The organism is Halobacillus litoralis (genome assembly GCF_009856445.1).
GTDB classification, from domain to species: domain Bacteria; phylum Bacillota; class Bacilli; order Bacillales; family Halobacillaceae; genus Halobacillus; species Halobacillus litoralis.
Genome location: NZ_WMFA01000001.1, coordinates 566,715 through 589,700 on the forward strand (window position 1 = coordinate 566,715; position 22,986 = coordinate 589,700).

The following is a 22,986-nucleotide window of genomic DNA, read 5'->3' on the forward strand; positions in this document are numbered from 1 at the left end:
ACCATAAAAGCTCCTCTTGCTGGAAGGTAGTTTCGAGAGTTTCTTCCAGCAAGAGGGCGGAGGGGAATGGCGAGACTCCTGCGGGAAAAAAGTGCTTGGTGAGACCCCACAGGACGCAGTCCGAGGAGGCTCAGCGCGCTCCCGCGGAAAGCGATTCATCCCCCGCAGCCCCAACCCACCGCACAAACGTCTCGAAACTGAGTCTTCCACAAACGGGAGCCTTACTGGAATAAGAAGATAGAAAAAAATTAGTTATATGGATGAACTTACAGAATATGGACATACTAGTTTGGGAAATCATTAAAAGGAGGAAACACCGATGAAAGCATTACTTATGAAACTTTTGGTCGCGTTTTTTGCCGTATCCCTATTAGGAGCTTGTGCTTCTGAAGAAGAGCCTCAAGAAGACAACAACATGGAAGAAGAAAACAACAACGAAGAGGACAATATGGATGACGGTATGGATGAAGAGGGCGACATGGATGAAGAAGACAACATGGATGACGGTATGGATGAAGAAGGCGACATGAATGAAGAAGAAAAAGAAAAAGACAAAGAACAAGATGATATGACAGATGGTGAAAATGGGGAAGACGGCATGACTGATGATGGAGCAACAACAGACGAAGAAAATAATAACGAATAAAAGAAAGCCGCATTCAGCGGCTTTTTTTCATGGAAAGAAAGGTGGAAATGGCTATAATACATACTCCTCCAATGGTAAAAGTAGGGATGAGAAACCTTAAAATGGCTATGGGTTGGAGAAGGTAGAGACCTACTCCAATCATAAATAAGGTGAATCCGCTTAAAGCCAGGCGTTTTTCGATGTAAACCACTCCTTAAAGTGAAGATAGTAGAATTCCCTTACTCTCTCCACTTTTTATCCTTTCAAATCAATCTGTCTGCCTAGGTGAGGGTGGGGAACGGATTGTTTAAGCATTTCGACCAATTGGTTCCCTTTCTCTTCGGTATCCCCTTTTACTTTATCCATCAAAGCCAGACTGGATTGTTGCTTAAGGCTTGCTGTACTCATAGCCATGGATATTGCGGCGATGTCCATCTTATCCCTCCTTTTCTTATACCATCGGTCGGTTCTTCATAAACTCAAGCAAGATTACGGACGAACTGGATCTTAGTCCGGATCTTTGAAAACCTTTGGAAAACGTTAAAATCTTATGTAGAATAGAAGTAGAAATATTCATAAAAACTTTACAATCAGGAGTTTTCAGGTTTCTCATGTGTGGAATAAGCGAATAGAGGTGATTATTGATGAAATACAGAACGGCAAGCGACCTGAAAGATTTGATCTTGGAAGACTATGAAAAAGTGGTGAACCGGATTCCACTGGAAAAACTGGATGTGTATCTTTACCTGCACTCCGTCTTTCAGGATACTTATGTACCTGACGACACGCTATATCAATTCATCTTCCGGCATTTCTTCCGGCTGGACAACCCAAGTCTGACGAAGGAGTTTGAGACGTACTATTTCAAACTGATGGAAGAACAACGTGGATATGAACGCCCGAACATCGTCCACATTACGAAAAGCCTTTACGAGGTGAAGAATCACAAGGGGAACCCAACGATGCAGTTTCCATTAGCTGCTTCTATGCTGCATACCATTAATCCAAGTTTCCCAACCTATGATAGTGATATCGTGAAAGCCTTTGATTACTCATCCACATACCATTTATCAGGCTTCGATAAAAAGATGAAGCGTTATATCGGACAGTATCAACATACATTCCGGACTTATGAAGAACTACTTGAAGATGAAGCACTGGAGCCTGTTTTTGCTCACTTTGATGAACGTTTTCCAGGCTATGAGCTTCCGAAAGTCAAAAAGCTGGATTTGATTGTTGCCCAGCTTGGTAATAACCTGCAGTGAAAAATAGAAAGCTGAACCTCTTGCATAGGTTCAGCTTTTTTTGTGAACTTTTTTATGCATTCGTTTATTGTGATAAAGCAAGGACGGGGGCAAGTATGAAATGAATTCATTACCAAAATTAGTCACAATTTTGTCAATTTCGTAGGAATACTACAAGTTGCATTACAAATCGCGATTTAGTAACATTAATCGTAATTATGACTACATGGTCAGTGCGTTTTTAATGGGTATCCTCTTGATCGCGAAGGGGAAAAATAATAGAAGTAGATAAAAGTCCGGGAGATTTACGAGAGTCTGATATGGAGAGGAAGTCTTAGATGAAACGTTTGATTTTCATGTTCATGGTGCTCTTCTTTGTAACCGCTTGTAATCAGGAAGAAGCCAATGAAGAAATAGAGGAGCGGATCACACCGGTCAAAGTGGAGTCTGTGAAAAAAGAGGATTTTGTCGTGGAACGTAAACTGGTGGCCCGTGCAACGGCTGCTGATACTTCACCTGTTTTACCTGAAACCCCTGGAGAATTGGCGACCTTGAATGTTGCTAAAGGGGACAGAGTAGAAAAAGGTGAAACCGTAGCCGTCGTTCGTCCGGGAGGCAATGTAGATAATCAGGTGGAATTGCAGCAGATCGCCGTTCGCCAAGCTCAAACGCAGCTTGAAAATGCGCAAGTATCCAAAGAGCAGGCATCTGAAGGTGTTGAAAATGCGAAGGAGCAGGTTGACCTGGCCAAACAAGCCTCACAATCGCAGGCAAGTCAAACGGCTCAGGCAGCGGAAGCAGCGAAGCAACAATATGAACAAGCCAAGCAACTGGCGGATGAAACGAAAAAATTAGCCGATGAAGGCACGATTCCCGATGCGCTCTATCAGCAAGCGAAGAATCGTGCAGATCAAGCGTATGCGCAATACCAGCAGTTAAATGGGCAGCAGCCTCAGTCTTCATCTGCAGTAGCACAAGCAGAAGCGCAAGTCGATCAGGCAGAACAACAATTGGAGCAGGCCCGTGTAGCGGTGGAGCAGGCAGAGCTTCAGGTAGAACAAGCCAATGTTCAATTGAACCAGGCTCAGGAACAAGCCGAAAATGAAGCAATTACTGCACCTACATCCGGCGAAGTGTCGACAGTGAATGCAAGTGAAGGGGACATGGTCAGCAATCAACAACCACTTGCCACGATCGTCAGTCTTGATCCCATGACGATTACCGCTTCCGTCACGGCCGATCAACTTTCCCTTTTTGAAAAAGGAGCGGAGCTGACCGTCGATCTTCCTTACCTGGAAGAACAGGTCGCCTCAACCGTAAGTTACGTTTCATCCGTTCCGGATGATACAGGACTCTACCCCGTTGAAGCGACCGTTAGTAATGGGGATGAAAAGATTAAACCAGGGATGATGGCGACGTTCTTACTTCCTGAAAACGTTGTAGAAGATACGCTCATTGTCCCGACAGACAGCCTCATCGAACAAAATGATGAAACATTCGTTTATCAAGTAGTGGATGAAAAAGCCGTCCAGGTTCTCGTTTCCGTTTTAGAGTCTCAGTCGGATTTCACAGCAGTGTCTGGAAACCTTCCTGAAGATGCGACGGTCATTACGACAGGACAGCTCACCTTGGAAGACGGGGATCAAGTGACCATCATGGAGGAGGATTCCTGATGAAGCTTGTTAACCTTTCCGTCAAACGACCTGTGGGAGTCATTATGATTGTTGCTGCCATTCTTGGTCTCGGGTTTGTATCCCTCCGCAGTTTGACCATTGATTTGTATCCGGAAATTGACCTGCCGATCGCAGTGGTCTCGACGTCCTATGAAGGAGCAGCCCCGCAGGAGGTCGAAAAACTCGTCAGCCGGCCAGTGGAGTCTTCCGTCAGCAGTATTGAAGGGCTCGAAGTGCTCCAGTCTCAATCACAGGCTGGGGCCTCGCTCGTTCTTATGCAGTTCAATACAGGGGTAAACCTTGACAGTACGCTTTTACAGGTCAGGGAAAATGTCGATCAGGTGACCGGACTTTTACCAGAAGGCGCCTCTGATCCCAGTGTCCTCCGTTTTGATCCGCAGCAGCTGCCGATCATGACGGTAGGCTTGTCAGGAGATACACCGGATGAACTCCAAAAAGTAGCAGAAAACCGGCTGGTTCCTTTTCTTGAACGGCAGGAAGGAGTCGCCTCTGTCAGCATAGAAGGCGGTCAGACAAAAGAAGTTCAAGTCCTGGTGGATCGGGCACAGATGGCTACATACGGCTTGGATTCTCAAACGTTGATTCAGGCGCTGAATGCAGCCAATCAGTCAGCCTCAGCAGGAACCATCGAGAAAGGACAGAAGGATCTTCAAATCCGGATTGATGGAGAATTCAATTCTGTGGAAGATGTGAGAGAGACAAGAATTCAATCTCCTACAGGTGCCCAGGTGACGCTTGGACAAATTGCTGAGGTGAACGAAACGCTTGCCAATTCCAACACGATCAGCAAGGTCAACGGTTCATCTTCCGTTGTACTTTCCATCTTGAAAAAGACGGATGCGAATACCGTTGAAACCGCCGATAACGTACGGGAAGCGATGGATGAGCTGGATGCCGACCTCCCGGAAGGTGTTGGCACAAACATCGTTCTGGATACATCAGAATTTATCAAAATCTCGATAAACAGTGTCGTATTGAACATTATCCTCGGCGGTATTTTTTCCGTCTTGATCCTATTGCTGTTTTTGAAAAGCATTCGTGCGACGCTCGTGATCGGGTTGTCGATACCGATTGCCATCATATCGACATTTACTCTCATGTACTTCACCGGTGAAACATTGAATGTCCTGACGATGGGAGGACTTGCTCTCGGGATTGGAATGATGGTGGACAGCTCTATCGTCATTCTGGAAAACATCGTCAGCTACCGACAACGGGGATATTCGATGGTCGAAGCGGCTAAACAGGGGGCGTCAGAGCTGGCGCCAGCTGTTGTAGCCTCTGCAACAACGACACTCGTCGTCTTTCTACCAATCATATTCGTAGAAGGTATCGCATCTGAATTGTTCACACCGCTTGCGTTGACGATCATGTTCGCGCTCATTGCTTCCTTAGCAGTGTCTGTGACTTTGATTCCTATGCTTTCTTCGAAACTGTTAACGAAATCCTTGAAAGAAGAGGGACGCCGGTACTGGTTTAACCGCTTTTTAGAAAAAGTGAATGATGGCTACCGCTCAATATTGAGATGGGTATTGAAATTCAGAAAAACGACCATCGCCATAACATTCGCCCTCATCGCAGGAAGTGTAGCCCTCATTCCTTTGATTGGAACAGAGTTCATTCCCCCTTCCGATCAAGGACAGGTGGAAGTTCGAGTGAACATGCCTGAAGGGACATCACTTGAAGAAACGGAAGCCCTCACTGAAGAGATTGATGTCAAGATTGAAGACTATAGTGAGATTATAGATGTCAGCTATCTTTCTATTGGCGGAGGTTCGATGGGGAGCATCGGAAACGGCTCGTCTGACTTTGCTTCCTATACGATTCAGCTTGTCGAACCTTCGAAGCGGGAAAAAACGACCCAGACCGTCATGGAGGAATTAAGTGATTCCCTCTCGGGCATACCAGGTGCTGAAATAGAAGTAAGTGAGTTGGATGCAGGTCTTGGAACGGGAGCACCATTGCAAGTGCAAATCAATGGTGGAGAATATGAAGTATTAGATGAACTGGCTGGCCAAGTCGCTTATTTGATGAATGAAATCGACGGGGTGCAGAATGCGACGTCATCGACGGATGAAGGACGTCCTGAAATGCAGATTGAAGTGGACCAGGACAAAGCATCTCAATACGGCCTGACCGAGCAACAAGTGATCAGTCAGGTGCAGATCGGTTTCAGTGGTCAAGTTGCGACCCGGTATCGAAATGGAACAGATGAAATTGATGTCCGTTTTATCCTTCCGGAAGATGAGCGGCAGACGATTGCAGATTTAGAAGGAATGTCGGTCCAGGCCCCGAATGGCACACTGATTCCACTCGCCACCATTGCAGAGTTGAACCAAGTTCAGGGGCCTGTATCTCTGCTCCGTCAAAATCAACAGCCGCAAGTGAATGTGGAAGCGGAGATTTCGAATATTGATTTGGGTACGGCAACAGAAGAAGTGCGGGCAGAGCTTGAGCGTCTGAACTTTCCTGATGGCTACTCTTATACCATTGGAGGACAGGCGCAGGATATGCAGGAAGCTTTCGGCGACTTGTCTCTTGCTTTGATTTTCTCGATCTTCCTTGTCTACGCCGTCATGGCGATACAATTTGAGAACTTTTTGTTCCCATTTATCATCATGTTCTCCTTACCGGCAACCATCATCGGAATTTCAGGGGGTCTATTTGTGACCGGTTTGCCATTCAGCTTGCCGGCCTTTGTAGGAATCATTATGCTCGCAGGGATTGTTGTAAACAACGCCATCGTACTGGTCGACTACATCAACATCCTGAGACGGAAATCGTATGATCGTTACGAAGCCATTTTAGAGGCAGGACCTAACCGTCTGCGTCCCATCCTGATGACGACCTTGACGACAGTGCTCGGAATGGTCCCATTAGCGATTGGAATAGGCAGAGGTGCTGAAGCGCAACAGCCACTGGCGGTCACCATCATTTTCGGCCTGACCGTATCGAGCTTCTTCACGCTTGTACTCATTCCTGTCGTCTACACATACTTTGACGACCTGTCCAATAAAATCACAGGCTTCTTCCAAAAAAGAGCCCAAAAAGAATAACTTACATTTTTTGGTGTACCATGTCATCCAGATATTGGATGGCCTGGTACACCATTTTTTTACATATAATCTTTAACTTATTCTTTGGTGAAAGTGAAGAATACGTACAACTCGAGGCAAAATAAAAAAGCCTCCTTTACGGAGACTTTGTTTCCATGGGATCATCTTGAACAGCTTCAAGGGAATCCCCTAGCTCCTCAATGATCTCTTTTAGTTGATCTGGAAATTCAAATACGTGTACACCACACGTCATCTGCTGCTCTTCCGTTTTCATCCAAATGAGCCGGCCTTCAGCTGTGAAGGTCTTATTTTCAAAAATGAAGGTGAGAATCAACTCATCTTTCATCGACAATCCAGGTTGAGAATCACAGGAAAAGCGTAATCCGTGCATACTGATGTCTTTCACTTCCATAGGCCCTGAAACATGGCTGGTGAATTTCTTGTTGTAAAAACCCGGGAGAGGTGTTTGGAATGGATATCGGAAGGGTTCATGTCTGCGTTCATTCATGCTTACATCCCTCTTCCTTAACTAGGATAGTTTAATCATATCCTCTCAAAGGGGAACGTTCAATAATATTAGCTTTTTCATTTCGAAAAAATTCAATCATCGTCCGTTTCACGTCTGTCAACTTTAATTAAATCCCATGTTGTTACAATTCCCATCGGCATATCATCTGGGCTTCCCGTTTCGGTCAAAATAACGGCTTTCAGTTTACGATTTTCATTTAAACTTCTCTCGAACCGCTCTTCCAAGTCAAATACAGTCGCACCCGCTTTTAAAAATTCTACACTACGATCCTTTTCAACGGGGAGGACGTCAGAAGCGCAAATATTTTCGAGAACGATTCTTCCATTCGGATGATTTTGCGATAACCAGCGGACGATCCCGTCATTCGTAAGTAAACCGGAGAAAGCGCGGTCCTTAGTATAAATAGGGAATTGTGAAATCCCGTGTTGGTCGAAAGCCTCCATCACATGGCTGAGCGCTGTATCTTCTTTAAAATAGAGGACGGGACGAGTGGCGAATTCCAGGGCTTCCGGTGGTTGGTCAAGCGTTCGTTTAATTCGTTTCAAGGCCATTACAACGTCTTCATGAGGAGTGGCGATGAAATAGTCTCCACTGATTCTTTCGTGGACGATGGCATTTCTGAGTTTCGCATACTGCTTCAACTGATCGAAGTGGATACGGATGACGCTATGTTTCAGTTTGGAACGCTGAAGAAGCTCCACAAAATTATCATTTTTCGGGAAACCATTCAGTTCTTTCAAATGTTGATGGATCTGGTTGAATGTAACTTCAAACTGCTCCACAATGTCATTCATCTTATTCACCTTTTCCTAAGCATTCTCACTCGTTTTTACAGTTAGTGTGTGAATCCTGCACAAAAGTGATTCATCTTAACCTCAATTCGATATGGAATTTAATGAAGAAGGTTTATATTTAAGAATAGCTCCCTTTTCTTGAAGACACAGTTTCGACGTTTGTGCAGTGGGTTGGGGCTGCGGGGGATGACTCGCTTTCCGCGGGAGCGCGGTGAGCCTCCTTGGGTTCTCTCGACCTTCTTCCGCAATAGCAACAGCAATTTTTTCTTTTGATACGTCTAAACCTACGTATTTAATGGTATCCTTCATAGTAATTAGCTCCTTCCGTAATGTAGCTCTGATTTGGGTAGTGTTTTTAACAATAAACAGTCTACCCAAGTCAACCTACGATTTTACGAGTAAGGGGCTAGTTTCGTTCATGATAACTCGGACTGCGTCCTGTGGGGTCTCACCAAGCACTTTTTTTCTCTTAGATATCCGGTTCCGGCGCCTAGCGGCTAGTGAGACTTCCCTCGCTTCTGTACGATAAGTCAACATCGAATCACTTCGTTCTCCGTGTTTCCTTTATCTCCGCCAGCTCAGTCCAGTCCATACGCCGCTGATCGAGGCGCCTCCACACTTAAAATAGGAGTCTCGCCATTCCACTCCGCCCCTTTGCCATATAAGTATCTCGAAACCACTACTTAAAAAATCAGTTCGTATGGTTAGGGGAAGTGGATGACCTAAAACTCTACCCAATGGTCGTTTAGAAAACGTAAATACTGATACAAAGCCCTTTACGCCTGCCTATGTGAGAAAAATTTAAACCTTACTTATAAGTGCAGGGGTTCTATAATCCACCTATCAAAATCATAAGAGCTGCCCTTTTAGTATTGGTTTTGAGAATCTATCCATGGCAAAGGGGCGGAGGGAAACGGTGAGACTCCTATGGGACGTGTGGGACAGGTGAGACCCCGGAAGGCTTAGCCTGAGGAGGCTCACCGCCCGCCCCATGGAAAGCGAACCTTTTCCCGGAGCTCCTAGAAACACACAAAAGTCTCGAAACTGAGTCTTCCACAATCCTGCCATATACTTGAACAATAGCTAAAAAACGTTCGTTAAAGTAATATTTTTTACTAAATAATTTGTATGATTGTACGATATAAAAGATGGGGAATACGAAGTATACACAGAAGAGAAAAGAAAGCATACATAGGACTCCGTACTGATTTTTCGTGCTTTAAATAGAACGGTTGTTCAATCTGTGCTATACTCATATCAACAAGAAAGAAGGTGAGATCATGATCGGTGAGCGCATTCAAAAAATTCGTAAAGACCGACATATGTCGCTATCTGAATTGGCCGAAAGGGCAGGAGTCGCAAAATCTTATTTGAGTTCGATTGAGCGTAATATCCAGACCAATCCATCCATTCAGTTCTTGACTAAAATCTCTCAGGAATTAGACGTTTCAATCAACTTTTTACTCCACGGAGAAAACGAACCTCATGATGAAACGCTGGATAAGGATTGGATGAATTTAGTTCAGGAAGCGATGAATTCAGGGATCTCTAAAGAACAATTCCGTGAATATCTGGAGTTTAATAAATGGAGAATCCACCAGAATAAATAAAAGCCTGACTCTTTTTTAAGAGGTCAGGCTTTTTTCTTTTTCCAGCGGGAAACGCGGCTTGCGGTTGAATAATTTGTTGTTGGTGACAAAAAGAGAGCCATCACCTGAAGAAGGAGCGTGAGAACATCACGCCCTTCCATTTATTTATTCAACTGTGGAAACTTTTCTTTTAAGTAATTCATACTGATCTCCAGACTTTCTAAAGGTGTGCGCCGGCTTTCATCCTGCTCGACAATCCAGTACTTCACCCCAGCCTTCTCTCCAAGAACAAATACGGTATCTAAATCAACTCCACCAGTTCCGAGCTCGGCGAAATATTGTTCTTCGTCAAGGGTCATGTCCTTCAAATGGATCAATGGTGTACGTCCCTGGTAGCGGTCGATCCATGCAGAGGGTTGATCGCCTGCTTTTTGAAGCCAGTAGATATCAAACTCCGCCTGAACCTGTTTCTCATCTGTTTCCTCTAGAATCGCATCCAGAGGTTTTCTCCCATCCGGCAGCGGCTCTAATTCAAAATCATGATTATGATAACACAATGTAAGGCCATGTTCTCGGCATTCATCACCGATTTCTTTCAAATCCTCAATTAAATTCATATAATCGGCTTCACTTCGATCCTCGATGTACGGACAGACCACATATTCGCTGCCAATTGTTTTTTGATCTTCAATGACCTGCGGAAGATTGTTCTTCAGTTGCTCCAAAGGGACATGGCTGGAAGCGGCTTTCAAACCAAGTTCATCCAACAATGTTTTGACTTCTGAAGCTGTTAAGTCGCCAAATCCGGCGAACTCTACAGCATCAAAGCCAAGGTCTGCTACTTTCTTTAATGTTCCCGCAAAGTCTGCTGCTGTTTCATTTCGCAGGGTATAAAGCTGCACTGCGATAGGTATAGGTGTATTCATATCGATCCCGTTCCTTTCCTTTTCATTTTCTACTACACTTATCAAAATTAGATTTCCATTGTCGAATTCCCTTCCGAAATTGAAAAATAACCTGAAGAAAGTAGAAAAATGAAAGCCGAAAGTGGTGGATCCATTCCATTATGCCGACTTTGAAAGAGCTTGGATACCGCTTAAGATAACGCTATAACTAAACATATAAAGGTGGAATACGAATGGATTTGAAAGAAATGATGCTGCAATTGAATGAAATTTACACCCTCTGCTGGATTTGTAAAAAAGAGCTTCGTGACTATGAAGTGTGCAAGGTTACAGATGGAAGCAATCTTGATATTGACTTGTGTTTTGAGTGTTATGGGATGCAAGGGGCAGATGCAGGTTTGTCCGAGAAAGACACATTCCAAGTGTTCTAGAATAGGATATCAGAAGAAAAGGTGAGGTGAATAAGAATGCCCGTATCTGTCGTCTTCAATCAAATTGCTGTCAACTCCATTACGGAAAACGGAATGATATCCACAGGGCAGAATAATCAGCCGGATTGGTCCTGGCAAGGAAAGAATAACAATGCTGCAGGAATTCCCGTCGGCTTTTTCATCGCGACCAACAATGTGAATACCATTATTGATAATGATGTCACTGATACACCAATTATTACGCCTACCGTCAACAACCCTCAACCAAACGTCCAGGTATAGGGGGAGTTCCAATCGATATCAAATTTGACTCCATCTATGTCAATCACATGACAAGTAACTCAGGTATATTCGTAGGGCCGAACACGCAGACCCACTGGGAGTCGCAGGAAAAGCAGAATGCAGCTCTTGGTACGGTTGTAGGGGATGGAAACATCATTTCTCATAATGTTAATGTCATTCATGATAACGATGAAGTGGATATGCCGATTACAAAAGTTACATGCCCATCAAAAAAGGAGAATGGAGCGGATCATTCTACTGGATGATCCTCCATTTTCTTTTCCATGAGTTTTTGAACCCACTCGGGAATTTCCTGGCCATTCTCCTGGGACATCAGGTCAAGGATGGCAGAGTCACTTAAAATAGAACGTAACCCTTCCAGGGTATTCCCATCACCAAAAACGTTCCCGAACCCCTGGTTATGCTTCTGGTGGCTCTCAAATCCTGTGGGGATATTGTTGCCCATGTTCAAACATGAGGCATTTTCAATCGTTCCAATCCTAATGTTTCCTATGAAAAAGTAAGGAGACAGACCGGCCATATTAGGAATCCTCCTTTGATTTGAAGCTGAACTTCAATCCGTTGTCCGTTCGACTCAATTCAGGACGGGAAGAGGGTTTAGGTTTGACGTTCACACCGAAGTTGTTGCCCATGTTGAGGGCTCCGCTTAATTCATCGATATCTAAATGGTCCAACTGGAACGTCAGCTGTTCAAGATTGGGGTCATGAATATCCACCTGGTCAAAATGGATATGGTATTCCACATGCTTCCCCTGCATTCCCTGGATCACTTGTTTTAGTGCATGGATCTCTTTTACAAGATCATCGATATCCGTTTGCTTTTGGCGACGTTTTTTAAAGAACATATCGTCTACACTCTTTTAGAAGGCCGTTTGATGACTAGGTGTTTACTGTGCTGGAGGGTGTTTTTATCACCGATGATTCTTCCGTTTCCTTCCCAACTCTGCTGCACCGCCTTAAATCCGGACTGGAGGTTGGTTCCTGAAAAGATCCCCGATGTGGCACTGATTTGGTCCACGGACAAATTTTTAAACTGAATGTGACTCATATCATCACCTCCTATGACTAATGTATGAAAGGAAAAGATAAGCATGAAAGACATTATGAATTGGTTCAATCCTTTAGGAAAGAGCAGCTCTTTTCTTCCTGACGATTTAATGGATATGGGGAAGATGAATGACTTCGTACAACAGTCGATTCAGGAAGCTATGATGCCAAAAGAGCAACAAAAACCGAAACATTCGAACGGGGATTATAAAGTGATGGAGCTGATGAAGGAAGTTGTCGTTATCATCCCCGTTCCATTGGATGTAGATGTAGAAGGGATCCGGTTGAGTGTAGGAAGCGGGAAATTGTTTGTAAGCGGAATATGGGTGGAAAGGATGGAGATTGCGCTGCCTGCTCAGACGAGCAGAAGAAATGGGTATGCCCAATACCAGGATGGGGCAATTGAAGTTCGTTTACAAAAAAAGAGCTCCGATGAAAAAGAGATCTTCCTGCACTATTAAAGGTCCTCGAGGTCAATCGGGATTTCTCTGTTTTTCTGACGTTTTAAAATAGTGACAATCAACAAGCCATCTTTGTAGGCCGTCGCGATATCTTCCGCAGTAAAATGGAAGGGGACAGGAATCACACGTTTAAAGTTTCCCTTCATGCGTTCGTTATGGATTAAATCTTCTTGTGCTACGGGGTAATCGGGAGTAATCTCCCCCCTGACAATAATGGACGTGCCCTCCTGGGTCAGATAGACCGGGTCATTCTTCGTTAAACCTGGCAGTTCAATCACAAGGACAGCCTGATCTTCTGTTTCAAAAAAGTCGTAAGAAGGACCGCGCTTTGGAATCACATGATGCATGTCGTTCCAGAAATCCTCCCCTAGCACCTTTTCCACATTTTCTGAGAAGGCGTCCCAATTTATCGGACCGTTCTTTTTCATCATTTCTTTCACCTCACTCTTACAAAGTATGTGGAAGGGCGTGTGTTCATGACATGCCAGCTGAAAGACGGATAGAAACGAATAAATGTAAACGCTGTCTATTTGGAGAATTATTTGAAAAATGGTGTTGTATTTGTATGACCCCCATGTTATGATTTACTCAACTTCATTAATCAATGAATTTTGTGCAAACGTATTCACATCATAATCAATAGCACTTTTACGACTCATTGTGGACAAGCTGATGAGTTTTTTAACTACCATTTGCGCAAACGTATGCGCTTAGGGTTTCATAAGTTGAAAAACTCTTTTCTTAGGTGTGGTATGTAAGCGGATTCAAAGATTGATAAAAAAATAGGGGTGGATGAGATGAAAAGAAACAAATTTTATTCTGGTATTGCCACAGCATTGTTGGCGTCCACGGTAGCTCTTTCTGGTTGTTCATTTGGATCCGACGACAGCGGCAGTTCAGATGACAGTGCTTCAGGCGATGCCGTTACCGTCGATGTCTTTCAGTTTAAAGTAGAGTTCAAGGACCAGTTTGAAGAGCTTGTTTCCATGTACGAAGAGGAAAACCCGGACGTAAACATCAATGTAAAAACCGTTGGTGGAGGTAACGACTACGGGGCTTCCTTGAAAACATCATTCTCTTCTGGAGAAGAGCCTGATATCTTCAACGTCGGTGGACCGACGGACGTCGATGAGTATGAAAAATACTTAGCTGACCTTTCTGATACAGATGCAGCAAACGCAGCTCTTGAAGGTACACTTTCCGGCGTATCTCGTAATGATCAAGTGCTAGGTCTCCCTTTCAACCAGGAAGGATACGGCCTCCTTTATAACAAAAAAGTTTTTGAAGAAGCAGGAATCAATGCTGAAGAAATTACGACATTTGAAGCTTTAGAAGAAGCTGTCCAAACGTTGGAAGATCAAAAAGGCGAACTTGGAATTGAAGCACCATTTGCATTCCCTGCTAAAGAAAAATGGGTCATCGGTAACCACTTGGCTAATGCGTATATCGCAGATGAATTCAACAATGACATCATGGAAGCTTATGAAGCGGACACGATTGAATTCCAGATGGGTGACCAGATGAAGCGTTTCGTCGACCTTCAAAATGAGTACTCTGTACAGCCGACACTGAGCCTTGACTATTCTCAACAGGTAGAGGAAAACTTCTCTCTTGGAAAAGTTGCTATGATTCAGCAGGGTAACTGGGTTTATAACACAGTTGAATCCATGGATCCCGAATTTGCTGAAAACAACGTCGGCCTTCTTCCAATTCCTGTAGAAGGTTATGAAGGAAGCATCCCTGTTGGTGTACCAAACTACTGGGTTGTAAACAAAGAGTCTGATGATGAAGTCGTACAAGCAAGTAAAGATTTCCTAGATTGGATGTACACGTCTGATCAAGGTAAGAAATTCGTAACCGAAGAATTTAAGTTCATTCCTGCATACGAAGGGTACGAAGATCAGGAAATCGCAGATCCGATTTCTCAGGAAATCTATGAGTATGCAAATGAAGGCAACACTCTTGGATGGGTATTCCTTGGTGCGCCGACTGGCTGGACGGAAGACGCATTCGGAGTTGCTGTACAAGAATACCTTGCTGGAGACATCAGCTGGGAAGAAGTCGAACAAAGAGCAACGAAAGCTTGGGAAGATGCTCGTCAATAATTAGTGGAATTGGAACCAGTAAGGGCTTTGGGCCCTTACTGGTACTATAAAAGATCCCCTCTATTAGGATATTTAAATAGATAAGTATGTTAATAGATGGGATGTTTTATCCAATCGTATGAAATCGATATCATAATGTGCGGTTCAGACCGCTTAAAGCATTGGAGGAGTAATACATGCAGAATCGAAGTTTATCTTTCTGGCTGTTCCTGACGCCGGTGATTATGGGTCTTGGAATAGTCGTTGTCATTCCTTTCTTATATGGTCTCTTCTATTCCTTCACGGATTGGAACGGGATTACAGCTAATGCATTCATAGGTTTTGAGAATTACATTAACCTTTTCCAGGAAAGTGAATTCATGGATTCGATCTGGTTTACGGTTAAATTCGCTGTTGTAACCGTCATCCTGTTGAACATCATGGGGCTTGGACTGGCTCTTCTAGTTACACGTAACATCAAGTCAGGCAACCTTCTGCGTACCGTATTCTTTATGCCGAACTTGATCGGTGGTCTGATTTTGGGATTCATCTGGCAGTTTATCTTCATTAGTGTGTTTGGAGATATCGCTGGTCTTACTGGAATTGAAGGCTTAAACGGCTGGCTGTCTACGACGAACACCGGTTTCTGGGGCCTTGTTATCCTGACCGCATGGCAAATGGCCGGGTATATCATGATTATTTACATTGCTTATCTTGAAAACATTCCAAAAGAATTGATTGAAGCAGCGAAAATTGACGGAGCAAGCAGCTTCCAACGCTTCAAAAACATTACGTTCCCGCTCGTTGCACCGGCATTCACGGTCAGTATGTTCTTGACGCTTTCCATGGCCTTCAAGATCTATGACCAGAACTTGTCCCTGACAAACGGCGGACCGTTCAACTCCACACAAATGGTAGCGATGGAAATTGTCCGTACCGCGTTCTCTGATAATCAAATGGCTTACGCTCAGGCCAAAGCCGTTATCTTCTTCTTGATCGTTGCTGTCATCGCATTGACGCAAGTGTATTACAACAAGAAACGGGAGGTTGAGATGTAATGAAAAAGAATAAAGAAAAACGGAATTTAATTTCCATTGAAATTCTCGGCCTTCTGCTTGGTCTGATCTGGATTGCGCCTTTCTATTTGATGATCGTCAATGCGTTCAAAACCAAGCGTGACATCTTTTCCGGCGTTCTCGGTTTTCCTGAAGAAGCTGTATTCTCGAACTTTGTCGAAGCATTTATTGATTTGGCCTTCCTGAAGTCGCTGTTCAACTCAGTTTTGATTACAGGCTTGAGTATCGCCATTATCATCCTGTTCTCTTCCATGGCAGGATACGCTTTAGCAAGGAACAAAAGTAAACTCAGCGGCATCATCTTCTTCATTTTCGTTGCAGCGATGTTGATCCCGTTCCAGTCGGTCATGATTCCACTCGTCTCTATTTTCGGGCAGGCGGACATGCTGAACGCTGGTGGATTGATCTTCATGTACCTTGGTTTCGGCTGTAGTTTGTCGATCTTCCTTTATCACGGAGCAATGACAGGGATTTCGAAGTCCATGGACGAAGCGGCCATCATTGATGGAGCGAACCGTTTCCAAACGTTTTGGTACATCATTTTCCCATTGTTGAAGCCGATTTCTGTAACCGTAGCCATTCTGAACGTCATTTGGATTTGGAACGATTACCTCCTTCCTTCTCTTGTGTTGAGTGAATCCAATGCGACGATTCCATTGAAGATGTTCTACTTCTTTGGCCAATACACCAAACAATGGCACCTGGCACTAGCGGGTCTGACCATCGCGATCCTGCCAGTCATTATCGGCTACTTCTTCGCTCAAAAACAAATCATTAACGGTGTATCTGAAGGGGCCGTGAAATAGGGGTTAGCTTCAGTACATTTATGAAGAATCAATAGAGAATAAAAGATAAATAGAAGAAAGGAGTCGATGCGCGTGTCTGTCACGATTAAAGATGTGGCGAGAGTTGCGAATGTCGCTCCTTCTACGGTATCCAGGGTCATTTCCGATAGTCCGCGGATCAGTGAACGGACAAAACGGAAAGTGAGAAAAGTGATGGAGGAACTTGGTTATCACATCAATTACAATGGCCGCGTCCTCGTCAGCCAATCGACGCAGACGATCGGTATTGTTACGAAAGTTTCTACCGTCCACTCATTTGATAATCCCTTTTTCTCAGAATTGTTGAGGGGAATCAGCGATGCATGTCATGAAGAGGATTACAGCATTTATTTGACGACAGGCAATACAGAAGAAGCGATTTTCAAAGAAGTCGTCAAAATGGTACAGGGAAAGCGGGTCGATGGGGTGATCGTCTTGTACTCTCGGGAAGACGATCAAGTCGTCCCGTACCTAAGGGAATGCAACTTTCCTTTCGTGATGATCGGAAAACCTGTCAATCGGGCAGGTGAAACGATGTTTGTAGATAATGACAATATCCTCGCAAGTAAAGAAGTGACGGATTATTTGATTCAACTTGGTCATGAGAGGATCGGCTTTATCGGAGGAGACTATCATTTCGAAGTAGCCAGGGACCGTTTAGAAGGATTTCGACAAGCTTTGGCGAATGGTCAAATAGAGGAAGACAAGAACCTACAAAAAAATATCCAATCCGGACTGGCGGATGCCGATCAAGTGGTGGAGGAGCTCCTGCAGGTAAAGGACCCGCCCACGGGCCTTGTCATCACTGATGATTATAATGCATTGACCGTGATGAGAGCGTTGACTTCCAAAGGTTTGAAACTGCCGGAGGATATGAGTATCGTCGGGTTCAACAACACCATGATTGCCCGTTTATCAAACCCTGCATTAACAACGGTAGATACCCAGTCGTTTCAATTGGGTCATGAATCAGCCAGGAGCTTGATCGATTTATTGAACCGGCCGGACATGATCAAAAAAAGTGTGATCATCCCGACGGTCATCGTTGAAAGGGATTCCTGTCACCCAAAAAACACAATCAAACAAACGGATTAATTTTTTTCCACAGAAAGAGAGCGCTTATTTTTATAGAAAAGGGGAATGAACATGAACGTACTAGTATGGAATGAAAACCGCCATGAAAAAGAGAACCAGGTTGTTGCTGATATTTATCCAGAGGGGATTCATAGTGCGATCGCGGATTTTCTCGGTGAAGACCATGAAAATGTGAAAACAGCGACATTGGACGAGGAAGAGCATGGTTTGACCGATGAAGTCCTTGCAGAAACGGACGTACTCGTCTGGTGGGGACACAAAGCTCATGACGAAGTGCAGGATGAAATTGCTGAGAAGGTCAAGCAGCGCGTCCTTGAAGGCATGGGACTGGTCGTTCTTCACTCTGCCCACTTTTCGAAGCCGTTCAAAAAATTGATGGGCACGTCCTGTGACTTGAAATGGCGTGAAGCAGATGAGAAAGAGCGCATCTGGGTCGTTGATCCAAGTCACCCGATCACGGAAGGCATCGGCGAATTCATTGAAATCGAAAAAGAAGAGATGTACGGCGAACACTTTGATATCCCAACACCTGAAGAATTGATTTTTGTCAGCTGGTTTGAAGGTGGAGAAGTGTTCCGCAGCGGCGCCACTTTCCGTCGTGGCAGAGGAAAAGTCTTTTACTTCCGCCCGGGACATGAAACGTATCCGACCTACTACAACAAAGAAGTACAAACCGTCATCCGTAATGGTGTGAAATGGGTGAACAACACAGAAACGCCGACACCTGTTTACGGAAATGCTCAACCTTTAGAAGAAATTTCAACTAAATCATAAAGGAGCTTTCACTATGACACAATTGAAAATCGCGATAATTGGATGCGGAAGTATTGCTCAAAATCGACACCTGCCGGAATACGAAGCTAACAAAAATGTAGAAGTTAAAGCAGTTTGTGACATTGTTGAAGAACGTGCGAGAGAAGTGGCACAGGTACAAGGCGCGACTCTTTACACAGACTATGAAGAACTATTGAAGAACGAAGAAGTGGACGCGGTGAGCGTCTGCCTGCCGAACTATCTGCATGCACCCGTTTCGATTGCTGCGCTGAATGCCGGTGCACATGTTCTTTGTGAAAAGCCGATGGCGACTACAAAAGAAGAAGCAGAGGAAATGATTCAGGCAGCTGAAAAGAACGGCAAGAAATTGATGATCGCTCACAACCAGCGCTTCGTACCGTCCCATGTGAAGGCGAAAGAACTGATCGAGTCAGGCGCCATTGGTAAGGTGTACAGCTTCCGTACCGCTTTCGGCCACGGTGGACCGGAAGGATGGAGTGCAGAAGGAGAAGACAGCTGGTTCTTTAAGAAAGATCAGGCGTTCATCGGTGCCATGGGTGATTTAGGAGTACATAAAGCAGACTTGCTCCGCTACATCCTTGGTGAAGAATTCGTGGATGTCGCAGGTTTTGTCGAGAACAATGCGAAGAAAGACATCACGGTCGATGATAATGCGGTCTGCATTCTACGTTCTCAATCCGGAGTTGTTGGCACAATGGCAGCAAGCTGGGCGTATAACCCGAACGAAGATAACTCTACCGTGATCTATGGGGAAAAAGGAACGCTTCGTCTAGAAGACGATCCTGAATACTCCTTGATTGCTCAATACACAAATGGCGATATCGTCAATTATCAACTTGGAAAAATCCAATCCAACGAAGAAGGCGGACAAAGCAATTCCCACGTCATCGACCACTTCGTTGACAGCATTCTAAATGATACCGAACCGCTCATCACTGGAGAAGAAGGTATGAAATCATTGGAAGTCATCCTCGGTGCCCTCCGCTCAGGCGAAACGAGACAAATCAGCAGCCTGGAGAAAGTCACGAAATGACACGATTGAAAATGGGAATCATCGGAGTAGGGGGAATTGCCCAGGGACGGCATATTCCCTCTTTCCTTGATTTAAAAGAAAAAGTGGAGCTGACGGCTGTTCAGGATGTGAATGAAGAACGAGCGGAAGAAGTAGCCGAAGCCCATCAGATTCCCTACGTTTTCAAAGATTATAAGGATATGTTCGCAGAAGTCGATGCGGTCACGATTTGTACGCCGAATAAGTTTCATGCGGAAATTTCCATTGCCGCTCTTGAAGCTGGCGTGCACGTGTTATGTGAAAAGCCGATGGCGATTACGACAGAGGAATGCGAAGCGATGATGGAAGCGGCAGAGAAAAATGAGCGTCTTTTGTCCATTGCTTATCATTATCGCTACACACCGGAAGCGCAGCTGGCTAAAAAAGCGATTCTTAATCATGAAATTGGCGATCCTCTCGTAACAAGGGTCCAGGCGATGCGACGCCGGAAGGTTCCGGGCTGGGGCGTATTCACGAATAAAGATCTGCAGGGCGGCGGAAGTTTGATTGATTTCGGATGTCACTTGCTTGATCTTGCGCTTTGGCTTCTGGATAATCCAAAACCTGTAGAGGTGATGGGACGCACCTACGACCGATTGAGCAAAACGCCAGGACAGGTAAACGACTGGGGAGCGTTCGATCATGAAACGTTCAACGTCGACGACCATGTGACAAGTTACATTACGTTTGAAAACGGAGAGTCCTTGCAGTTTGAATGTTCCTGGGCAGCGAATATCAAGGAAGACCACACATCGCTGTCGATTTCTGGCGTCGACGGTGGTCTAAGCGTCTATCCTTTTGAGCTTTATCAAGCCAAATACGGAGCGCTGCTCGATAGTACAGCAAAAATCCGTGAAGGCGAGCCGACCCCTGGTCTCGCTCAGGCAGAGAACTTCATCGACAGCTGTTTAGGAAATGACGAATTGGTCGTGAAGCCTGAACAGGCGTTGAAAGTGACGAAGCTGATGGAAGCGATCTATCAAAGCAGTGAAACAGGTACGAGTGTGAAACTATAAACTTAGCAGGAGGAGATTGTTCATGAAATTAGGCGTTTTTGCTGTATTATTTTCCGATAAATCCTTTGAAGAAATGCTGGACCATGCCAAAGAAGCAGGCTTGAAAGCGGTCGAAATCGGAACTGGCGGCTACCCTGGCAACGCTCACTGTAACGTTGATGAACTTTTGGAAAGTGAAGAGAAACGAAACGAGTACTTAAAGAAAGTCCATGACCGAGGGCTTACCATCAGTGCATTCAGCTGTCACGGCAACCCGGTCTCACCGGATAAAGCTTTTGCCGAAGAGTCACATGAAGCGTTTGTAAAATCGGTAAGACTGGCAAGCTTGATGGATGTACCTGTCGTAAATACCTTCTCAGGTACACCAGGTGGACACGAAAACGATACGGCTCCGAACTGGCCGGTTACTCCATGGCCACCGGAGTATTCAGATGTGTTAGAATGGCAGTGGAACGAAAAACTGATCCCTTATTGGAAAGAACAAGGGAAGTTTGCGGAAGAACATAATGTCAAAGTCGGTCTTGAACTGCACGCAGGGTTCCTTGTCCACACGCCTTACACAATGTTGAAGCTTCGTGAAGCGACGAGCGACGCCATCGGGGCGAACCTTGACCCAAGCCACTTATGGTGGCAGGGCATCGATCCTGTTGCAGCTATCAAGATTTTGGGTAAAGAAAATGCGATCCACCATTTCCATGCGAAAGACACGTACATCGATCAGGATAACGTCAACATGTACGGTCTGACAGACATGCAGAATTACGGAAACGTACAGACGCGCGCATGGAGTTTCCGCTCCGTCGGATACGGTCACGGAATTGAAGAATGGTCCAACATCATCAGTGCACTCCGTACGTACGGCTATGATCATGTCGTCAGTATCGAGCACGAAGATCCGATCATGTCGATCAACGAAGGATTCAATCAAGCCGTGAAAAACTTGAAATCTGTGCTGATTGAAGAACCGGCAACGGAGATGTGGTGGGCGTAACTAGGAAATGACAAAACCCCTCAGACTATTGAGGGGTTTTTTATTGAGGAAGGGGAAGATTATGAAACAGTCATCAGGAATCAGGGGCGGTTTATACGCCGTCAGCGAGTGGATCAGTAAATTCGCTCTAACCAACCTTCAGTGGGCGTTGTTCAATCTGCCCGTCGCACTATTATTGTTGAGCTTATTGAACGTGGGAGATATACAGGAATTGTGGTATTTGCTGCCGCCGCTTGTCCTTTTGCTGCCTTTCATCTTCTTCCCTGCCACGACCGCCATGTTTGCAAAAGCGCGTGACTGGGTGAGGAAGGATCATAAAGAAACGGCGGATCGGTCTTACCTCAGCTATTACAAAGAGAATTACAAAAACAGTCTGAAGGCTGGGATCGTTCTTACAATTTTGTGGAGTGTACTTGCCGCTGATCTCTATTATTTTTCAACGACGAGCTCGCTGCTCATGAATCTGTTTCTCATCTTGGGAATCTTATTATTCGTGTACACCATTAACACGTTCAGTACGCTTGTTCATTTTGATTTAAAAGTAGGAGCGGCGCTGAAAAAAGCGTTTATGCTTACGTTTGTCAGTCCGGTTCTGTTTTTGACAGTCGCCATCAGCTCAGGATTCATCCTGGCCGTCAGTCTGTACATTTTTCCGCTGATCATCCCGATCTTCACCGGATCCATCATTGCCTTTCTCGCCTTCTCCGCCTACTACAGGCTTTATTTGAAACTGAATAACATGGAAAATACTGTATGACCTGGTCCATTTGGATGAGGTCATCTTTTTTGTATTGCGGACATTTAAGAAAGCGGTTACAATTTAAGTAGTTATTAGTGATGAGCAGGGTGGAGATGGTATGACCCAAACGGTGAAAATAGGAAAGCTTGCGATGCTGCTTGCATCTCTGGATGAGAGCGAGAGGGAGCTTTTTACAGACGCCTTCGAACAGGTGGAGTACTGCCAGGGGAAAGCGGGTTCGATGGAAGTTCAAAAAGTGATTGCAGCCGTCGAAACAGCGGCTAAACGGAATGGCATCATCGCAGAAAACGTCTACAGGGAAACGCATGCCCTTTATCATGCGATCTTAGAATCCTTGCAGGGCGTGACGCGGGGACAGATCGGTGTCGGCAATATGATGCGGACCGTTGGACTGCGTTTTGCCGTCGTGCGTGGAAAGCCTTATGACCGATCAGAAGAAGGCGAATGGATCGCCGTCGCTTTTTACGGAACGATCGGGGCGCCGGTAAAAGGTTTGGAACATGAGACATTTGGACTCGGGATCAATCATATATAAAGAATAGGTGGCCTATAGTCATGAGCGATGAGGGGGCGACAATGGTATTTCCTATGCCATTGTCGCCTCTTTTTGTAGAAA

General features: G+C 44.9%; 27 protein-coding genes. 19 read left to right on the plus strand and 8 right to left on the minus strand.

Annotation, left to right across the window (positions count from 1 at the left end; translation table 11 throughout):
* Nucleotides 1-319 precede the first annotated feature (319 nt).
* On the plus strand, nucleotides 320-646 hold the full coding sequence (locus GLW00_RS02600; protein ID WP_160910951.1) for a hypothetical protein: 327 nt from the start codon (nucleotides 320-322) through the stop codon (nucleotides 644-646).
* Between the two features lie 234 nt (nucleotides 647-880).
* Here GLW00_RS02600 and GLW00_RS02605 read toward each other — a convergent pair whose 3' ends face one another.
* Nucleotides 881-1,060: a YjfB family protein gene (locus GLW00_RS02605; RefSeq protein ID WP_160910953.1), complete on the minus strand. Its 180-nt coding sequence runs from the start codon at nucleotides 1,058-1,060 to the stop codon at nucleotides 881-883.
* A gap of 209 nt (nucleotides 1,061-1,269) precedes the next feature.
* Between GLW00_RS02605 and GLW00_RS02610 the strand changes: the two genes are divergently transcribed.
* The 3 genes from GLW00_RS02610 to GLW00_RS02620 all read left to right on the plus strand — a co-directional run bounded on the left by GLW00_RS02610 (nucleotide 1,270) and on the right by GLW00_RS02620 (nucleotide 6,619).
* The gene (locus GLW00_RS02610; protein ID WP_160910955.1) at nucleotides 1,270-1,890 is read left to right on the plus strand and encodes a hypothetical protein; all 621 of its coding nucleotides are present in this window, start codon (nucleotides 1,270-1,272) and stop codon (nucleotides 1,888-1,890) included.
* Nucleotides 1,891-2,207: 317 nt separating this feature from the next.
* Complete coding sequence (locus tag GLW00_RS02615; RefSeq protein ID WP_160910956.1) at nucleotides 2,208-3,542, plus strand: efflux RND transporter periplasmic adaptor subunit; 1,335 nt, start codon at nucleotides 2,208-2,210, stop codon at nucleotides 3,540-3,542.
* Entirely contained in the window at nucleotides 3,542-6,619 is a 3,078-nt protein-coding gene (locus GLW00_RS02620) for an efflux RND transporter permease subunit (RefSeq protein ID WP_160910958.1), read from the plus strand. The genes GLW00_RS02615 and GLW00_RS02620 overlap by 1 nt, the downstream gene beginning before the upstream one ends.
* Before the next feature lie 136 nt (nucleotides 6,620-6,755).
* Here the strand turns inward: GLW00_RS02620 and GLW00_RS02625 are convergent, their stop codons facing one another.
* Both GLW00_RS02625 and GLW00_RS02630 read right to left on the minus strand, forming a co-directional pair.
* On the minus strand, nucleotides 6,756-7,127 hold the full coding sequence (locus GLW00_RS02625) for a PilZ domain-containing protein (RefSeq protein ID WP_160910960.1): 372 nt from the start codon (nucleotides 7,125-7,127) through the stop codon (nucleotides 6,756-6,758).
* A gap of 92 nt (nucleotides 7,128-7,219) precedes the next feature.
* Entirely contained in the window at nucleotides 7,220-7,942 is a 723-nt protein-coding gene (locus tag GLW00_RS02630) for a CBS domain-containing protein (RefSeq protein ID WP_160910962.1), read from the minus strand.
* Nucleotides 7,943-9,222: 1,280 nt separating this feature from the next.
* Between GLW00_RS02630 and GLW00_RS02635 the strand changes: the two genes are divergently transcribed.
* Nucleotides 9,223-9,552 carry a helix-turn-helix domain-containing protein gene (locus tag GLW00_RS02635; protein ID WP_160910964.1) on the plus strand — a complete coding sequence of 110 codons (330 nt, stop codon included), beginning with the start codon at nucleotides 9,223-9,225 and terminating at the stop codon, nucleotides 9,550-9,552.
* 140 nt (nucleotides 9,553-9,692) lie between these two features.
* Here GLW00_RS02635 and GLW00_RS02640 read toward each other — a convergent pair whose 3' ends face one another.
* A complete protein-coding gene (locus GLW00_RS02640; protein ID WP_160910966.1) occupies nucleotides 9,693-10,457 on the minus strand; it encodes a sugar phosphate isomerase/epimerase family protein in 765 nt (254 codons plus the stop codon).
* Nucleotides 10,458-10,669: 212 nt separating this feature from the next.
* On the opposite strand from GLW00_RS02640, the gene GLW00_RS02645 reads away from it, so the two are divergent.
* Genes GLW00_RS02645 through GLW00_RS02655 form a run of 3 tightly spaced genes read left to right on the plus strand, consistent with a single transcriptional unit; the run spans nucleotide 10,670 to nucleotide 11,415 of the window.
* Nucleotides 10,670-10,867 (plus strand): hypothetical protein, encoded by a 198-nt coding sequence (locus GLW00_RS02645; protein ID WP_160910968.1) that lies wholly within the window; start codon nucleotides 10,670-10,672, stop codon nucleotides 10,865-10,867.
* Between the two features lie 36 nt (nucleotides 10,868-10,903).
* Complete coding sequence (locus tag GLW00_RS02650; protein ID WP_160910970.1) at nucleotides 10,904-11,149, plus strand: hypothetical protein; 246 nt, start codon at nucleotides 10,904-10,906, stop codon at nucleotides 11,147-11,149.
* 47 nt (nucleotides 11,150-11,196) lie between these two features.
* The gene (locus tag GLW00_RS02655; RefSeq protein ID WP_160910971.1) at nucleotides 11,197-11,415 is read left to right on the plus strand and encodes a hypothetical protein; all 219 of its coding nucleotides are present in this window, start codon (nucleotides 11,197-11,199) and stop codon (nucleotides 11,413-11,415) included.
* Here GLW00_RS02655 and GLW00_RS02660 read toward each other — a convergent pair.
* From GLW00_RS02660 to GLW00_RS02670, 3 genes are read right to left on the minus strand one after another with little or no spacing between them, the layout of a single operon-like run.
* Nucleotides 11,400-11,690, minus strand: a complete 291-nt coding sequence (locus GLW00_RS02660; protein WP_160910973.1) for a hypothetical protein — start codon at nucleotides 11,688-11,690, stop codon at nucleotides 11,400-11,402. The two genes, GLW00_RS02655 and GLW00_RS02660, sit on opposite strands and share 16 nt — an antisense overlap.
* A 1-nt stretch (nucleotide 11,691) precedes the next feature.
* The gene (locus GLW00_RS02665) at nucleotides 11,692-12,015 is read right to left on the minus strand and encodes a hypothetical protein (RefSeq protein WP_160910975.1); all 324 of its coding nucleotides are present in this window, start codon (nucleotides 12,013-12,015) and stop codon (nucleotides 11,692-11,694) included.
* Between the two features lie 5 nt (nucleotides 12,016-12,020).
* Nucleotides 12,021-12,218 carry a hypothetical protein gene (locus tag GLW00_RS02670; RefSeq protein WP_160910977.1) on the minus strand — a complete coding sequence of 66 codons (198 nt, stop codon included), beginning with the start codon at nucleotides 12,216-12,218 and terminating at the stop codon, nucleotides 12,021-12,023.
* Between the two features lie 43 nt (nucleotides 12,219-12,261).
* Here GLW00_RS02670 and GLW00_RS02675 point away from each other — a divergent pair, with 43 nt between their 5' ends.
* Nucleotides 12,262-12,678, plus strand: coding sequence for a hypothetical protein (locus tag GLW00_RS02675; RefSeq protein ID WP_160910979.1), 417 nt, complete (start codon nucleotides 12,262-12,264; stop codon nucleotides 12,676-12,678).
* Here GLW00_RS02675 and GLW00_RS02680 read toward each other — a convergent pair.
* Nucleotides 12,675-13,106, minus strand: a complete 432-nt coding sequence (locus GLW00_RS02680; RefSeq protein ID WP_237417394.1) for an Hsp20/alpha crystallin family protein — start codon at nucleotides 13,104-13,106, stop codon at nucleotides 12,675-12,677. The two genes, GLW00_RS02675 and GLW00_RS02680, sit on opposite strands and share 4 nt — an antisense overlap.
* A 369-nt stretch (nucleotides 13,107-13,475) precedes the next feature.
* Between GLW00_RS02680 and GLW00_RS02685 the strand changes: the two genes are divergently transcribed.
* The 10 genes from GLW00_RS02685 (at nucleotide 13,476) to hutP (ending at nucleotide 22,905) form a co-directional block, all read left to right on the plus strand.
* Nucleotides 13,476-14,783, plus strand: coding sequence for an ABC transporter substrate-binding protein (locus tag GLW00_RS02685; RefSeq protein WP_160910983.1), 1,308 nt, complete (start codon nucleotides 13,476-13,478; stop codon nucleotides 14,781-14,783).
* Nucleotides 14,784-14,959: 176 nt separating this feature from the next.
* The gene (locus GLW00_RS02690) at nucleotides 14,960-15,820 is read left to right on the plus strand and encodes a carbohydrate ABC transporter permease (protein WP_089652024.1); all 861 of its coding nucleotides are present in this window, start codon (nucleotides 14,960-14,962) and stop codon (nucleotides 15,818-15,820) included.
* Entirely contained in the window at nucleotides 15,820-16,644 is an 825-nt protein-coding gene (locus tag GLW00_RS02695) for a carbohydrate ABC transporter permease (RefSeq protein WP_160910985.1), read from the plus strand. The genes GLW00_RS02690 and GLW00_RS02695 overlap by 1 nt, the downstream gene beginning before the upstream one ends.
* A gap of 72 nt (nucleotides 16,645-16,716) precedes the next feature.
* Nucleotides 16,717-17,757, plus strand: coding sequence for a LacI family DNA-binding transcriptional regulator (locus GLW00_RS02700; RefSeq protein ID WP_160910987.1), 1,041 nt, complete (start codon nucleotides 16,717-16,719; stop codon nucleotides 17,755-17,757).
* 51 nt (nucleotides 17,758-17,808) lie between these two features.
* Nucleotides 17,809-18,531, plus strand: a complete 723-nt coding sequence (locus GLW00_RS02705) for a ThuA domain-containing protein (RefSeq protein ID WP_160910989.1) — start codon at nucleotides 17,809-17,811, stop codon at nucleotides 18,529-18,531.
* A gap of 13 nt (nucleotides 18,532-18,544) precedes the next feature.
* Nucleotides 18,545-19,585 carry a Gfo/Idh/MocA family protein gene (locus GLW00_RS02710; RefSeq protein ID WP_160910991.1) on the plus strand — a complete coding sequence of 347 codons (1,041 nt, stop codon included), beginning with the start codon at nucleotides 18,545-18,547 and terminating at the stop codon, nucleotides 19,583-19,585.
* The gene (locus GLW00_RS02715) at nucleotides 19,582-20,619 is read left to right on the plus strand and encodes a Gfo/Idh/MocA family protein (protein WP_160910993.1); all 1,038 of its coding nucleotides are present in this window, start codon (nucleotides 19,582-19,584) and stop codon (nucleotides 20,617-20,619) included. The genes GLW00_RS02710 and GLW00_RS02715 overlap by 4 nt, the downstream gene beginning before the upstream one ends.
* Nucleotides 20,620-20,641: 22 nt before the next feature.
* Nucleotides 20,642-21,610 (plus strand): sugar phosphate isomerase/epimerase family protein, encoded by a 969-nt coding sequence (locus tag GLW00_RS02720; RefSeq protein WP_160910995.1) that lies wholly within the window; start codon nucleotides 20,642-20,644, stop codon nucleotides 21,608-21,610.
* A 61-nt stretch (nucleotides 21,611-21,671) separates the two neighbouring features.
* Nucleotides 21,672-22,367, plus strand: a complete 696-nt coding sequence (locus tag GLW00_RS02725) for a YesL family protein (RefSeq protein ID WP_160910996.1) — start codon at nucleotides 21,672-21,674, stop codon at nucleotides 22,365-22,367.
* Nucleotides 22,368-22,467: 100 nt separating this feature from the next.
* Nucleotides 22,468-22,905, plus strand: coding sequence for a histidine utilization transcription antiterminator HutP (gene hutP, locus GLW00_RS02730; RefSeq protein WP_160910998.1), 438 nt, complete (start codon nucleotides 22,468-22,470; stop codon nucleotides 22,903-22,905).
* Nucleotides 22,906-22,986: the final 81 nt, after the last annotated feature.